This is a genomic window from Enterococcus malodoratus ATCC 43197, assembly GCF_000407185.1.
In the GTDB taxonomy this organism is placed as follows: domain Bacteria; phylum Bacillota; class Bacilli; order Lactobacillales; family Enterococcaceae; genus Enterococcus_A; species Enterococcus_A malodoratus.
The window spans coordinates 780,677-795,699 of the sequence record NZ_KE136482.1; the positions used below are offsets into that span (position 1 = coordinate 780,677).

Annotated in this window: 17 protein-coding genes; 8 read left to right on the plus strand and 9 right to left on the minus strand. The window is 36.7% G+C overall.

Features of this window, described 5'->3' with window-relative positions:
- Positions 1 to 178 precede the first annotated feature (178 nt).
- The gene (locus I585_RS13615; protein WP_010742371.1) at positions 179 to 946 is read left to right on the plus strand and encodes a DeoR/GlpR family DNA-binding transcription regulator; all 768 of its coding nucleotides are present in this window, start codon (positions 179 to 181) and stop codon (positions 944 to 946) included.
- A gap of 141 nt (positions 947 to 1,087) precedes the next feature.
- Here I585_RS13615 and I585_RS13620 read toward each other — a convergent pair whose 3' ends face one another.
- The 8 genes from I585_RS13620 to I585_RS13650 all read right to left on the minus strand — a co-directional run bounded on the left by I585_RS13620 (position 1,088) and on the right by I585_RS13650 (position 7,615).
- On the minus strand, positions 1,088 to 1,624 hold the full coding sequence (locus tag I585_RS13620; protein WP_010742372.1) for a hypothetical protein: 537 nt from the start codon (positions 1,622 to 1,624) through the stop codon (positions 1,088 to 1,090).
- Between the two features lie 658 nt (positions 1,625 to 2,282).
- Complete coding sequence (locus tag I585_RS13625) at positions 2,283 to 3,629, minus strand: GH25 family lysozyme (protein ID WP_010742373.1); 1,347 nt, start codon at positions 3,627 to 3,629, stop codon at positions 2,283 to 2,285.
- Between the two features lie 125 nt (positions 3,630 to 3,754).
- Complete coding sequence (locus tag I585_RS23420) at positions 3,755 to 3,901, minus strand: hypothetical protein (protein ID WP_010742374.1); 147 nt, start codon at positions 3,899 to 3,901, stop codon at positions 3,755 to 3,757.
- 7 nt (positions 3,902 to 3,908) lie between these two features.
- A complete protein-coding gene (locus I585_RS13630; protein ID WP_010742375.1) occupies positions 3,909 to 4,253 on the minus strand; it encodes a hypothetical protein in 345 nt (114 codons plus the stop codon).
- A 23-nt stretch (positions 4,254 to 4,276) separates the two neighbouring features.
- Entirely contained in the window at positions 4,277 to 4,753 is a 477-nt protein-coding gene (locus tag I585_RS13635; RefSeq protein ID WP_010742376.1) for a hypothetical protein, read from the minus strand.
- A 28-nt stretch (positions 4,754 to 4,781) separates the two neighbouring features.
- Entirely contained in the window at positions 4,782 to 5,258 is a 477-nt protein-coding gene (locus tag I585_RS13640) for a hypothetical protein (RefSeq protein ID WP_010742377.1), read from the minus strand.
- 12 nt (positions 5,259 to 5,270) lie between these two features.
- Complete coding sequence (locus I585_RS13645) at positions 5,271 to 5,906, minus strand: InlB B-repeat-containing protein (RefSeq protein ID WP_010742378.1); 636 nt, start codon at positions 5,904 to 5,906, stop codon at positions 5,271 to 5,273.
- A gap of 191 nt (positions 5,907 to 6,097) precedes the next feature.
- The gene (locus tag I585_RS13650) at positions 6,098 to 7,615 is read right to left on the minus strand and encodes a helix-turn-helix domain-containing protein (protein WP_010742379.1); all 1,518 of its coding nucleotides are present in this window, start codon (positions 7,613 to 7,615) and stop codon (positions 6,098 to 6,100) included.
- A gap of 265 nt (positions 7,616 to 7,880) precedes the next feature.
- Between I585_RS13650 and I585_RS13655 the strand changes: the two genes are divergently transcribed.
- Both I585_RS13655 and I585_RS13660 read left to right on the plus strand, forming a co-directional pair.
- A complete protein-coding gene (locus tag I585_RS13655; RefSeq protein ID WP_010742380.1) occupies positions 7,881 to 8,060 on the plus strand; it encodes a hypothetical protein in 180 nt (59 codons plus the stop codon).
- A 1,224-nt stretch (positions 8,061 to 9,284) separates the two neighbouring features.
- The gene (locus I585_RS13660; protein ID WP_010742381.1) at positions 9,285 to 9,779 is read left to right on the plus strand and encodes a hypothetical protein; all 495 of its coding nucleotides are present in this window, start codon (positions 9,285 to 9,287) and stop codon (positions 9,777 to 9,779) included.
- A gap of 137 nt (positions 9,780 to 9,916) precedes the next feature.
- Here I585_RS13660 and I585_RS13665 read toward each other — a convergent pair whose 3' ends face one another.
- A complete protein-coding gene (locus I585_RS13665; protein WP_010742382.1) occupies positions 9,917 to 10,270 on the minus strand; it encodes a hypothetical protein in 354 nt (117 codons plus the stop codon).
- Between the two features lie 483 nt (positions 10,271 to 10,753).
- Here I585_RS13665 and I585_RS13670 point away from each other — a divergent pair, with 483 nt between their 5' ends.
- The 5 genes from I585_RS13670 (at position 10,754) to I585_RS13695 (ending at position 14,958) form a co-directional block, all read left to right on the plus strand.
- Complete coding sequence (locus I585_RS13670) at positions 10,754 to 11,896, plus strand: helix-turn-helix domain-containing protein (RefSeq protein WP_010742383.1); 1,143 nt, start codon at positions 10,754 to 10,756, stop codon at positions 11,894 to 11,896.
- 689 nt (positions 11,897 to 12,585) lie between these two features.
- A complete protein-coding gene (locus tag I585_RS13680) occupies positions 12,586 to 12,909 on the plus strand; it encodes a tRNA-binding protein (protein WP_010742384.1) in 324 nt (107 codons plus the stop codon).
- 209 nt (positions 12,910 to 13,118) lie between these two features.
- Positions 13,119 to 13,526: a hypothetical protein gene (locus tag I585_RS13685; RefSeq protein WP_010742385.1), complete on the plus strand. Its 408-nt coding sequence runs from the start codon at positions 13,119 to 13,121 to the stop codon at positions 13,524 to 13,526.
- A gap of 69 nt (positions 13,527 to 13,595) precedes the next feature.
- The gene (locus I585_RS13690; protein WP_010742386.1) at positions 13,596 to 14,240 is read left to right on the plus strand and encodes a 5'-methylthioadenosine/S-adenosylhomocysteine nucleosidase; all 645 of its coding nucleotides are present in this window, start codon (positions 13,596 to 13,598) and stop codon (positions 14,238 to 14,240) included.
- Positions 14,241 to 14,634: 394 nt separating this feature from the next.
- Positions 14,635 to 14,958 (plus strand): carboxymuconolactone decarboxylase family protein, encoded by a 324-nt coding sequence (locus I585_RS13695; RefSeq protein ID WP_010742387.1) that lies wholly within the window; start codon positions 14,635 to 14,637, stop codon positions 14,956 to 14,958.
- Positions 14,959 to 15,023 lie beyond the last annotated feature (65 nt).

Sequence of the window (15,023 nt, forward strand, 5' to 3'; positions counted from 1 at the left end):
TAGGGTTCCTTCTTTCATTTTCTTTGATTACACGGTTATAATAGCTTTCGAAACATTCATAGTCAACGAAACAAAACATTTCGAAAGTTAAATAATTATTTACGAAAGTAAACGAAAGTTTCGTTATTGATTATTTGAGCAAATCATGTATAATGCAGATAGGAATGGAGAGGATAACATGTTTATTAAACAGCGCCAGCAGATCATTCTAAATATGATTGAAAAAACAGGAAACATTACTGTCGAAGAATTAGTCGCTAAGTTTAACGTCTCTGCACCAACGATTCGAGCGGATTTAAACGCGCTTGCCGAGAATCACTTGTTGATTCGAACACATGGTGGTGCGATCCGAGCAGAACAAGAAACACAGGAATTAAGCATTGAAAAGCTTTATGATAATCGGAAAAACAAAAACAATGACGAAAAAAAAATAATCGCTCAAAAAGCGATCAATTTTATAGATGACGGTGATTGTATCGTCCTAGACGCTTCTTCCACCTGCTATGAAGTAGCCAAGCTGCTTCTTTCAGAATCAATGAATTTGACCATTTTGACTCACGGGCTTCGAACCGCCAATCTCTTAAAAGAATCTCCTTTTTTTAACGTAATCATTATTGGCGGCGTCGTAAAAAGAGGCTCAAACGCCATCGAAGGAACCTTGGGATTAGATATCGTAAAAAAATTTACGATTGATAAATTCTTTACTTCAAGCTATGCCGTCTCCATCGATGATGGCCTATCCGACTTCAGTATTTATGAATCCGAGCTAAAGACCGAGCTGATCGACTATGCGCGTCAGACCTTCGCTCTCATCGATCATACCAAGTTTGAAAAAAATTCAATCGTTAAATTTGGCGAACTCTCAAAGCTTTCAAAAATAATCACCGACAACGACCTGCTCTTTGAATTGAAATCCGAATACGAAAAGATCGTGCCTATCATATAAGGTCACTAACGTATATTATGTTAAACAAAAACTAAGGCATTCCTTTGGATTGAAAGGAATGCCTTAGTTTTTTTGCTGGTAATGAATTCTAGATCATTCGGGTAGAATTGGGACCTGTATGAAACAAATTCTACTTTTCATTTACTCAGTCTCTTTTTTAGAATGACTGTCTATATGCAAATTATCCCACATAAAATCAAAATTGTTATCCTTGAGGGATTTCCCTTCTAATCCACTTTCTAAAGTAATTTTGGTGGGAAGCCCTAATGCATCCTTATCTTCCAATAAATTTAAATGGTATCCAGCAATTGGTATTGCAAGCCTTTGAGCAGTATTGATTATTTTTCTCCTTTTTCTCGGCGACTGAAAGACAGCAAATTGATCCATTACGTAGATTGTCAATGTCTTGTCCTTCTCAACTACAATCTTCCGAATAAACTTAAAATCTGAATCCTCATTTTGCTCTTTATTGAACTGCAAAACTCGATCTATTTCTTTGTTTAATCCATCCAAATTAGTCTTATCCGTTGGCGCAGCTCGATTATCCTTAAGACCAGATTGAGTGCTTTCATTTATTACTTTGGCATTCTGCTGACTACAACCACCAAGTACAACGCTAACTGCTACAACAATAAAAACTACAAGGCAAAAATTCTTCATTTTACTTACATCTTTCATTGAATGTTACCTCCTATCAACTCATGGGCAATTTACTTAGGAAATATCATTGGTATCAAAATTTAAGATATAAAATTGTGAATAGTTGAACAACTATAGTATACAACGATAAACGATGTCAGTAAATAAAGGTAATACGATAGAAAAATGATGATATTTCCCGATATATCAGCGTTTTTGAGTCCATTTTTTTAAGAAACTACTAGAAATTAAATACCAGTTTTCTTTACTTTCTGTATAGTTATTGGATGTGAGTTTGATTCAAAAATTTGCCATTTTGACGATTATATTTGATAGATTGTATCGATACTCTTTCTCTTGAATGAAAAATAGCCCAATCATCAACTAAGGATGATTGAGCTTCATGATGATAATAAATAGTTCAAATTTCTATTTGGGGAAAAATAAAACGATCCTAGATTTAATACTTATATTAGTTTCTACAACATTGATTTTAATATCCTAAAGATAACAACAGCTCTAATCCCATTTTCCTGAATTTTTCCCATTTTGGAGCATTTTCTACGGCTTCATCTGTCCATAAATTTTTATCTTCATTCATTTTATCTAAGTAATTATCTATCTCTAATCCTATAGCTAACTGTTCTTTTGCAGTCCTTTAATAAACATTATTAATTTAGCTAAACCATGTATTGTGTTACTTGGCATACCATGCAAGACCTTCATAACGCCAACCGTGTTTGACTAGATTATCCTTTTCATAGCTGTTTAGCGTATAATGATGCGCTCCCGCTTTAGCATTAGGATTGTACAGTCGGTGCAGCATGTTAGCTCCACCTGAAGACCAGCCGACTCCTTCGTATCTCCAGCCAACTTTCACTAAATGGTCTTTTTCTGAAGCATGCAGCGTATAGTGATGGTCCCCGGCGTTCGGATTATACAGGCGGTAGACTGGATTGCCTGATGTTGGTGCGTTCCACCCAATTCCTTCATCTCTCCAGCCTTTAGAGATCAAATTATTCTTTTCAGCGACATTTTGCGTGTAAAAATGTTCTCCGCTGTTGGGATTATACAGTCTGTACATTTGTACACTGTCCGCTGGCGGTGTCGTCGTTGGGTTACTAAAAATCGAGGTGTAATCAGCATTGATATCGAAATTTCCACTTATCCCAGGAAACGAGAATTGGGAGGACCATTGCCACGCACCATATTGCGTATAAAGATTTGTTGTCGATAACGTGTATGGGTACGCCGCAACCCAGATATTCTTATTGCCGATAGTATTCCCATTGATCAGCCCGGAATTGAGCCAATGCAATCCGATATAATGACGAACATTTCCATAACCTAATGCTTTAAGCCGATTTTCAAAGGCTCGAGAATTAGTTGTATGATCTGATTTCCCAGCGATATTCGGCTCTTCAATATCATTTACCATGACTGTGCTGGTACTCAAGCCAAATCTTTTCGCAGTAGCCGCAAAGTAATCCGCTTCAGCTGCGGCCTGAGCATCTGTCGTAAACCAACTGTAATGATACGCAGATACCTTCATCCCAGCCGCTTGAGCATTATTGATTTGCGATTGTGCATAAGGATTCGTGTAGCTTGTCGCCTCAGTGAGCTTGACCACAACGCCAGTTAAGCCATACTCCTTCATCTTCTGAAAGTTCGCAACGGTTAGATTGCCATTATGTGAAGAGATATCAATAAAGCTCTTGCTTGGAGTATTGTTATTTGTAGCAGAGACAGATGGTAGCGAAGCATACGGCTGAATAGACTGATAGATATCCGATCTCCCACGCGGCATCGATACGGTCCCATCTGTGGTATCCAATTGAGAAAGATCAGCAACATCATTTCCCTCTTCTTCGATAACCTCTTCTGCTGTCTGATTTGCTTCTTCGCTGGAAGGAGCAGTTTCAGAAGAATCCGTGACGCTGACAGCTGTTTCAGAAGTATTTTCCTGACTTTCGCTGGCGTTCACACTAGTGATATTCAAGCTTATTATGGTTAATAAAGTGATTCCTAAAAGTTTTTTCTTCATGTCTGCCTCCAGTTTTGTTTTTATTTTGTAGTTCACAGTTTTGAAAAATCATAGATAGAAATAGAGGTCGGACAATTCACTCTGTCTGACCTCTTATCGCCTTGGATGAGCGTTTACCGTTTCAACTATTTATAGCCTACTGCCACTGAATTAAATCCTAAGTAGTTCAAAAAGACATTAATCACAATACCTTCTTGGGGATGGCAGCCATCTTTGCTTGTATTGCTGTTGTATTCTTCTAACTTGAATACCTTTATTGTGCGAAAGCCCATATCAATCCTATCCCCTCTCTGTTAGGCTCTTTCGTTTGTTTAGAAAACACCTGATTAAAAATGAGAGAAATACGAGTGAAATGCCTAGCAGACTCATACCGTGTTTGATTAAATCATTCGTTCTAGGCAGATACGACTGATTCGCTGCGAGGCTGCCGCCAGCTTGTGCTGAGTTGCTTTTCGTATCCGGTAGCTGCTCATTGGGTGGTTGTCTGTCTATTTCAGTCATACTCTCTTTTTCAGGAATGACTAGATCAATCGTCGTTTGATTAGCAGCTTTTACAGTAGTTGGCGCTTGAACCATGCCTATCAGCAGAAAAACACTTCCAATAATAAAATAGATTCGCTTCATGTTTTTCACTTCCTCCAATACGTTTACTGAGGACTAGCAGTAAATACCAATGTTTGAGAATACCCGCCTGCCAATTTATTACCCTGAGGAACACCAAATTCAATAGAAGCAATTTCTGTTTCAGCCACTTCATATCCTGAGAAACTTCCTACGATCGGATCACTCATTAGTACCGGTGAGCTATTAACATTAAGTGAACTTGTTAGCGTATCCGAACTGCTTCCATTTCTCTCCAATTTGATTTGTCCATCTGAATCCATTCCGCTTGTAATCGATACGCCAATCGTCTGTCCAGGATCTAGATTGCGATTGACCGTCTTGATGCTCATATTCGTTACAGTATCCGCATTTAGCTCCACTCGTTGTGGAATAATTAATGTATACGTGCTATCGACATCATATTCCACCGCTGTAGTATCCGCGGAAGCAATAGAGCCTAACCCGCAAATTCCCAGCGTAATCATTCCAATTGTTACTCCACCTAAAAGTTTGTTCATCATAATCGTTTCCTCCAACTTCATTTTTTTATTACACTACATTGATTGTTAAATTTATTTCAGAACCATTTAATGGTGACTGAACCTCGTCATAGGTAAAACATTCATATTTCAGTACAGCATTTTCAAGCGTACCTTCAGCCAATTCGTTTGCTAAATCGATCGTATAGAGACCTTTCCCCGGCTCGATCAATTCCGATTGCCACAGTTGATCGCCATCAGGAGACATCAACGTCAGCTTAAAGTAGCAATCATTGACGTCGGGATTATGGAAATTTACTTGCTGCTGTTTTGAATTTGCAGCAAATTGCAGCTCAGAAAAACCCGGGATAGCAATTGAATCTGTCTCGCCGTTCGATTTTTTATTCTTGTTTCCATCCCAATCAACAGCGGAAGAATCTATCCCCATCAAGTTTCTCTCACCTTGCAGGTAGAAATACCCGCCGAGCGCACCGATAAGCAGCAGCCCAGATAGGACGATAGTGATTATTTTCTTTTGATTTGTCATTTCATCTCCTCCTTATCGATACGTGATATCAAACGTTAGAATCCCTTGATAGGAACCAGTTTGGACTTCTTTTGGTTTCTCAAAGCTTATACTTGCTTCCTTTGTTTTTTCATTCTCATCTGATTTGACAGACACAACATTCCATTTTGACTCCGGGTCCATAGATTGCCAAGACAACTGAGTCACTGCCTTGATTTCTGAATGATTTTTATTCGTCAACGTTAGCTGCGTCGCATCGTTCAATTCGCTATTCTCATTTTTGAGGCTGACTGCTAGTGTCTTTTCTCCATTATTTGTTGCCGATAGAGATAACTCTTCCTCTGAATTCAAAGATATTTTCGCAGGTATTTGGACAACGTATTCTTCGATCCATTTAGCATAGACAGTGGTATCTTGTTCCGCGATCGTATTAAAATCAAACCGTTGTGCATACTCCCTGTCGAGATACCAACCCAAGAAGGTAAAGCCATCCTTCGTTGGTTTGGCCGGTTCCGTCCAGATGCCCCCAATGTTCGTTTCAACATCGTTAATCAAACTCCCGCCCATTGAATCAAACGTTAGTGAAACAGCTTGAACAGCGATCGGTGAAAGATTCCCAACAACTAAAAAAAGAACAGCGCTTTTTAACACACTATTTTTCTTGTTCATTGTGCCCTCCTCTCAATACTATAATTTGTATTTTATCAGCTCTGTCGGCCAGCGAATGTCGGCTTATTTTATATATTTAAAAAATGACTTCACTCGCTAGAACATCATCGCCTCACTGTTTTATGACAAATAAAAAAACTGATAGTCAACAAACTTTTATCGTTGTTGACTATCAGCTCATAATGGAGCAGTTATTTTTTCAATTTATTCGTCGCTATTTCTGCGAGCTGCTTATTCAGCTTTTCGTAGTCGCCTTCAGCTAGTTTTGTATGCACATAGACAATCGGATGCTTAATCTTAAGTGATTTGATTACTTCTTTTGACAATAGAAAGTCACTGATAAACAGATCAATTTTCCGATCATATTCTTCTACTACTTCTATATTATAATAGGCAGAAAAATTGGCCTTGAATTCCTGCGTCAACAATTCATTTGAGACGATCGATAAAACAGCGACTTTGATCTCCTTAGTATGCTTGGAAAGATTAATGTATTTATCAAGAATCAGAACATACTCCTTTTCAAGATAAGTTTGATCCAACTTTGTATAAGCCGACGCATTTGAATCCATTATTTTTCGAATCAGCTGTTTAAGGTAATCAATTTTAAAGAGCTTGCTTGGGTGCCGAGTGAGCGCCCTATAAACAGGCAAACTACTATCTAAATCCAGATTCATATCTTCAAACAGAAGTGTCCGATAATGTGTACTCATCAATGCATAAAGAATTTTATTCTTTTCAATAGTAGAGAATGGGATCAAAAAATTTTGCTCCAGCTGCTCGACAAACAAGTAAATACTGGCTAAAAAATCCAAATCCTGCAGCCGCTTATCTAAATAAAAGAATGGTGGCGGCGTTTCAATCGTCGAATAGTTGCCAAATGCCAGAATGCAGCTAATTAAAACACTAGATGTGTAGTTGACATACGCATCATTCGCATTGACCAGATAGGTTTTCATATTTAGAACAAAAGAACGGTACGTATCCTCTTCTTCAATTAAAGGTGGTGAATACAGCGGAGCATTTATATCTGATAGAAACTGCCCCTTCTTATCCCTCAACAGATGGATCGCCGTGTAATAATGAACGAGTAAGGTCTTATCTATCGTTCCGGAAACATAGATTTCCTTTGGACAATCCGCCAGCAGTTTTGAAATTTCAAAATAATGAATGAAAGAAAACGGCCATTCTCCTCCACCATATACAAACAAATACAAAACTGAATAATACAATCGAATCGCTAATTCATTTCCGACAATCGCGACTTCTTTATCCGTTGAAATAGACATATGTCTGCTATCCAGCTTTTCATTCAGCTGTTTGACCGTCTGCCTAATAGAAAAATAGGACACATTCATTTTATTTGCCAATATCTTCATAGTAGGAAATGATTCCGTCAGCAGCAGCTGCAATAATTGAAATTTAAGCGACTTTTTCAAGTAAGCACTAAACATGAATTGAATGCCTAAATCCTCTTTTATCTCCAAAGAAAATAACTGCTGCTGCGGAGAATGAACGATCGTAAAATCGTTATAGCCAAATTCCTTAGCATCCAAATTTACTTTATCAACCGTAGCGACTAACGTTGGATAGGTGACCTCTAATGCATCTAAGAGCTCTGTTTGTGCTATAGAATGGTTCTTTGAGTAAAAAATGAGTTCAATCATCTCGATTTTTTTCTGGTACCTTAAATCCAACAGCTCTCTCATTCAGTTCAGTCCTTTTCCTATTTCTATATTAATATATTAGATTAAACCCAAATGAATTAACAATGATAACCTTGTTTTTAAACTTATTTTAGTATCTAAGAAGACGTTCCAACTACGATTATTGCCATTAAGAATTCAAATTATAATCTTTATGTTGATACATAAAGCACAGAAATGTATTCCAAATAGCTGTTAATTTAGTCCCAAGGTCTTATTCCAATAACCCCCTTGCATAAGGTACACTTAGATAAAAGGAGGATTTCTTATGAAATGGACGAGCTCTATCAAACCAAATGTATTCTTTTATATCGGAATAATTGTTGGTATTGTTAATGCGGTCTTTCTAGGTTTCAACTTCTTTCTATCCCTTTTGAGCATCGCTATAATTTTGTTTTCAGATACCTTTACAGAGGCAATTAATACTTTTTTAAAAGGCAGTCATTAGATGATTGCTTTTTTCTATAAGACATGTGATTGGCTAGTTTTTCATAGGATCATTCGCGATACTTTCGGTATTACATTCATCAGTCAAATAGCTGCTAAACGGAAATTTTCATAAATCAGTTTAAATTCTACTGCTTAATTGTGACTTTTTTTATTGTTTGCATACTACATGATAAGCAAAATTATTATTTAGGTACCGTTCGCGGTTGACACTCTTTTTCAGTTTGTTACTATTATTTGTGAGCTAGGTCTCTTTCTTAAACTAACACTCTATTAAAAACTCCTAGTTCATTTTCATTAACCGCTGCCCCCTAAATGCAGCGGTTTTTGTGTGTTTTATACTATGTATTTTCGTCGGTCACCGAACTACTCATTAGATTGTTGCCAAGTTCAACTCGAGATTAATATAATTAATAGAATAATCAAGTATACAATATGAGTATTAACTCTCATCGAAAAAAAACTAACTTTTGGGACGACCTTTTTCTTTCATAGATCCAGTTAATGTAATCAATTCTCTTTTTTTAACTTGTTCAATTTCAGTTAATGCTGCATACTTAAAAGCGGGGTGATGAATTTGAAAACACGTCAATTAATACCTATCGTGGCTATTTGGTGGATTGCAATAGCCTCATGTGGAATGATCACAGGAATTACTATTTCGAGTAACTTGAAAGACAGAAAAAAAATTTGTAAAGACTCCGAATAGAGAGTCTTTTTTACTTGATAGCTCCAATTAGCGTTGCTTATTCTTCCCCTTCGCTCTATCTTTACTAAATATTTCTCCCTTTTACTATAATCACTACAAGCAGTCTTTCATATAATCTGTCTCCTCTTCAAAGAACTTATCCATCCATTAAATACAGAATTATCTTAATCATTTTTCCTCCTTGCTACCGTTCGCGGTTGAAAACTATAGTTCTATATTGCTAAAATTTATAAGTCTATCGGAAAATAGACAACCTATGTGTGTGCTAGGTAAACTACTGACAAGTTTCCCTTACCTAGCTTGGACTGCCGCCTCATATTGCGGTGGTCTTTTTCTATATAATTGCTTCGATTAGTTGACTTTTTTATTTTTATCAATCAATTTTTACTATATGTTTAAAATTCATTCCGAAAATATATTATTAAATGTTCGATTGTTTTGTTTCAAATCATTTTCCATATATTTTACTTTTATTAAATGATAAAATGTCCTTGAAAATAAAAGGAGTTGTTTATTATGAAAAAGATTTTTAATTTTTCATTATTAGGTATACTGTTTGTTAATGTAATGTCCCCAATTTCAGTTAGTGCTGCTGAAAGCCAACCAGAACCACAAGTTGCTAAATCAAGTATACAATCTGAAATATCTCCACTAGCGACGCCTTATAAAACCAAAGTGACTCTCGATAACGGTGAATCGTTTAAGATATCTAGAAAGTTTGGATATGTTGTTTATGATGGGCAATCTGCACGAACTTCTTTCAGAGTTATTTCTAATGATTACGAAATGAAGCACATGAAAATTTCTGTGTTAGGTTCTGATGATCCTTGGTATAATCAAGAATCTTTCTCCTATGATTCTGGATTTCAATTACCTCAAATAACTATGGCACTACCTAGAGAGCTTGGTGTGCCACAACTTCATGATGTTAACTTTGAATTGACAAATTATTCGCCAGGAAAGGTAACATTTGATATTGAAATTGACTTTTTTATTATTAATTTAAGTTAAATTTCACAACACTCTAGAGAGTCTTTTAGGCTCTCTTTATTTTGTCTTTGATAGGCTGAGTTAGTTGATTAAAGATTTGTCTTCCATCTACTTATTGTGAGATTAGTTTTTCTATAGTATTCTTAATTCGAGGTGATTTAAGTGAAAATGGATAAAAGAAAGACTTTACTTACCGTTTTATCCGGATTTCTTTTTGTCATTGCTAGTAGTTTACTAACATTTTGGATCACGCTTACTGTATTTATAAAATCGGCTGGATCAACCACAATTTTGACAAAAGAAACTTTCTTACTACTTGTTGCATTAATCATAATTTTTGGAACTATATCTAACTTGATAACTCTCATTATTTTTAAAATCGCTTTAAAGAAAAATAGAGTGAAGATGAAGTTTATTATTGAATCTAATAAAGATATTTTGACAATTGTTGCTTTGATTTCCACTTTTATAATTACTTTGTTAAATACCACTTTCAACGGTGAAAATCCCATAGAACACTATTCCTTTACATTAAGTCTGACAGTTTGGTCTTTAACATTTTCCATAACAGCAATTAGTCTCAATTTAATTTATTTTTTTTATTACAGACTCGATACTTATGCTGATTAATTCTTTTCAACAAATATAGAAACTAGTACTCTGCTATTGGCGTGGTTAGCTGATCTTTTACTTTCAAAAGCAAAGTAAATCCTAATCAACATCAATCATACTTCCTCATAATTTCCATCAACCTCTTCATCATTTGCAGAGGTTACTCCGTGGTTTCCTTCTGACTGTTGCCTCTCCTGTTCTACCAGCTTCTATTTCAGTACGCACCTCTTACCTTTTCTCCTAACAGATATCAAAATGCGCCATAGAATAATATTTCGTCATGTTTCCTACAGGTTGTTTTATCAGCTCAAAGTTAACCACAAATCCATTGAATACGCTCCTTCAGGTTCAGTATAATTAATTCAAGATAAAAAAGAATAGAGGTGATCACTACGAAAGAGATCCGTATAGCTGAAAATATTGCTCGCAAGCGAAAAGAAAAAGGTGTTACGCAGGAAGAATTGGCAAGTTTCATGGGCGTGTCCAAAGCCTCTGTCTCAAAGTGGGAAACGGGAAAAAGCTATCCCGATGTCCATTTTCTACCACAGCTTGCCGCCTATTTTAATATCAGTCTGGATGACCTGATGGGCTATGAACCACAATTGACGGATGAAGAAATTCGTGCACTCTATACGAAGTTAATCGACGAATTTGCCGCAAAACCACTGGATGAAGTGTTGGAACGCTGCCGCGTCATTGCCAAGAAATACTATGCTTGCTCTTCACTGCTCTATCAAATCGCAATTCTTTTACTCAACTACGCCCCTGAAGCAGAAGATGATGTTCAAAGAAATACCATAATAGCCAAGGCAAAAGCGCTATTTGTACGTGTAAAAGAGCTGTCCGAAAACATCGAACTGAGGAGGCTCGCCCTTCAAAGTGAAGCTCTTTGCGAAATGATGTGTGACAATCCGCAAAACATCGTCGCACTATTGGAAAAAGAAAACAGGCATGAGCCGCAACCATCCATCGGGACACTGTTATCCCAGGCACACCAAATGCTTGGCAATCAATTGGAAGCTAAGATCATATCGCAAGGCAGTGTTTTTGATGCTGTGATCACTCTTTTTTATGAGATCACATCGCACCTTTCCATCTGCTCCGATGATGCCGAAGAATTTGAAGCAATTTGTCAACGCACACTAGTTTTAGAGGATATTTTTAAAGTACGCTTCCTTTTTCCCTTACCGGTTCTATCTTTCTATATGACGGTCGCACTGGGATACCTGAACCTTGGAAGCACCGATAAGACTCTTACGATGTTGGAAAACTATACCCTGCTTGCTTCGGAGCCTATTTTTCCGCTTGGCATAGAGTCCGACGACTTTTTTCCATTAATCAAAGAAGCCAGAGAAAGGCAGATGTCGGGAAGTTCTATTATCATGCCCGTGCTACCTCGCGATGAGCGGGCCATGAAGCGTGAAATTGTTAGTGCGGTGCTGGAAAATCCGGTGTTCTCTGTGCTGTCTGACTTGCCGCGTTATGAACTGCTGGCCGACAAATTAAACGTATTGCTGCGAGACTGACGCGACAACAAAAATGGAGGCTCCCGGTAAAGAAAGTACCGTTGAAGTGATGAATATACCTAGTTCTATTTGCCCAAACTGCGAAGCGCAGGTAGTTGACAGTATCACCGCTGCCCTAGTGTATAAGAGCGCAAAAAAATGCAAAGGGGCCACCCTAGATTTCGACAAACTAAGCGGCATTGGTATTATGGCGGGGAAATTATCGAAGTAATATCGGGATTCGTTTTATACCCATTACTCCTGTTTTATCGGAGAAAATTAACATTAATAATTTAAAATCTATGGCCTCATAATTGGGGCCTTTTTTATGTGTGATAAGCGTGGTTAACATAAATAATTTATCTAATATTCAGCTTCTCTTCATTTGCTATAATAGGATAAAAAGGATGTGAGTCTTTTGATTAAAAATTATGATGCTTTTTTCAAGTTTTCAATTGCTCTTTGTATATTCTTCTTTTTCCTGGCGAATTTTTGGAATAGTTCGGCGTTGGAATTTGCTAAAGGTTTTTCAACTTCATTATTGTTGGTAAGTATCTTTTTTAAAGTCAAAAATGAGCGGAATACTAAAACGAGCTAGCTGATCTAGTTCGTTTTTTCTATACTTTAAAATAGTACGCTTATTCTCTGCCGTTCTTTTTCAGGACTGCATTTATGGTACTATTATATAAATGACTATTAGGAGGAAAATTATGATTACGTTGGAACAATTTGACGAAGTTGACATGAGAGTTGGTACGATTACCGCCGTTTCCTTGAATAAGAGAGCCAGAAAACCGGCTTATAAAGTGACGGTCGATCTAGGAGAATTGGGGAGTAAAACGAGTTCGGCACAGTTGACTAACTATGAACCAGAAGAAATTATCGGCAAACAAGTTGTTTGTGTATGCAGCTTTGAACCCATCCGAATTGGCGATGTCAAAAGTGAGATTAGAATACTAGGCAGTGATACTGAAGATGGCTGTATTCTATTAACCTCTTTGGGCAAAGTTAAAGACGGAAGCAAAATATTTTAAAATAAATTTTGATTGGACCGCTTGTTTTCGGATAAGTGGTCTTTTTTTTCGTTGGATTACTGAACTTCTTCAATTTGGATCAACACCAATCCGATGATAATTCGATATCACATTCTTTTCATTCTCAATTACATAGTCACTTTTCTTGATATTTTTGAAGTAAACAGATTTCTAAATATGATAAAATTGAAACGAAAAGGAGTGATCTGATGTTTCATTTAGTACTAATACTATTTCCTTTGATCCTTACTGCTTTGATTATTCCAATCCTTTTATTTGGCTTATCTTCAATTCTTATCAGTATCTTTGGTGGTACTGCCACGGCGATTCTTATTAAAGATCGAACAGTAAAGCTTCTGCTTTTTATCGTTTTTGCTATTTTATCAATGGTAGGAGCAGTTTTCTTATTCCCATTTATCGCTATTTATACCCCTCTGCCACTTAATTATTACCCGATCGTTTTTAATGGGCTGTTTACTTTTATCGGTATCTTTTCAGTTGTCGGGATTATCCAATCACGTTCCCTACGAAATAAATACGGTAAAATAATCTTTCTATCCGTATTCAGCATAATGATTTTGGCGGTGGGAGTACTTCTATTGTTGCAAATTCTTTAAGCTCGGGCGGTTCTACCTTCCATATTATGTTGGAACCTCACTTTTATTAAATTTTATGGAGGTACTATTTTGAAAATTGGAATTATTTCCGCGATGGAATTGGAAATTCAACCCTTGATAGAACGATTATCTCCTATAGAAACATTCGAATACCTAGGAAAAAAATTCTCTGTTTCAACTCAAAACGATCATCAATTCATTTTGCTCTGCTCTGGGCAAGGTAAAACGAATAGTTCCATTTACACCCAGGTATTGATTGACAAATTCGCTCCAGAGTTGATTCTTAATATCGGTATTTGTGGCGGTATATCTTCTAGCTCTTCTTTATCAGACATTTTTCTTGGGAAGAAATATTGTCATTACGACATTCGTAAAAAGCAATCACAGCTCAAATTCCCTTATCAACTCTTTTTCGAAGCAGATAACCATGCCCTTCATTCATTTTCAACTCATGATCCAACATTAAAGCTAGGTACTTTTGGTACAGGTGAAGGTTTCGTCACTACTTCTGAACAAAGAAACGCATTAATTAATGACTTTCATATTGACTGCGTTGACATGGAATCAGCCTCGATAGCTCAATGCTGCTTTTTGAACAGGGTTCGCTTTTTATCCATACGTGTTGTTTCTGACAAGGCGGATTCTCAGGCGGTTACTATCGGAGAAATGAGGCAAAAAGAATTGATGACAAAATTTTTGATCTCATATGCTTAATCTATAAAATCGACTAAGCTTTTTTATTTAGGGTTCATTCATGTTTTTCTTTCTGTATGTATTTAGGTCGCTCAAGGTGATGTTCAAAAAACAGGAGAAAGTTTTATAAATATTTCTTGGAGGCGACATTCTTTTAGTACAAGTATAAATTTAGGAATATGTCTAGATTATTTTGTAACGCATCAAAAGATCACTAATCATTGATGGACTACTCGACTATTAACTTTTAGGTTTGATATCTATTACAGATACCGCTATGAATTTTAGAGAGGAATTGACGATTCTGAGACGTGTACAAGGTCTTTTCAAAACCATTTCCCCGAGCGACTCCATTTCCTCCGTTAACAGACTAAAAACTAAATGGTATAATCATTGAAAAAATGGAGGATATCATATGAAATTAAGCAGCTCATTCGAATCATTTGCAAAAGATGCTCCTGAACATCAACAGGCTTTTGGTCAATTAGTAAAAACTTGGGGTGATTTAAGTGCCCTGGAGGATAAAACAAATCATTTATCTTATCTCGCGGTCCTTGCGGCAACAGGAAAAACGAGTGGTATCCCATTCCACGTTATGCTGGCAAAAAAATCTGGTGCGTCTAGACAAGAAGTGATCAGTGCAATCTTAATCGGCCTTCCTGCCGTTGGAAATGAAATCATCAACGCCCTGCCGATAGCCGTTGAAGCTTACGACGTAAATGAATCGTTAAACTCCTAACATTAGTTAGGAGTTTTTTTTCTTGATATTTATAACTCGTCAACTTAAATAAGGTATATCAAAAA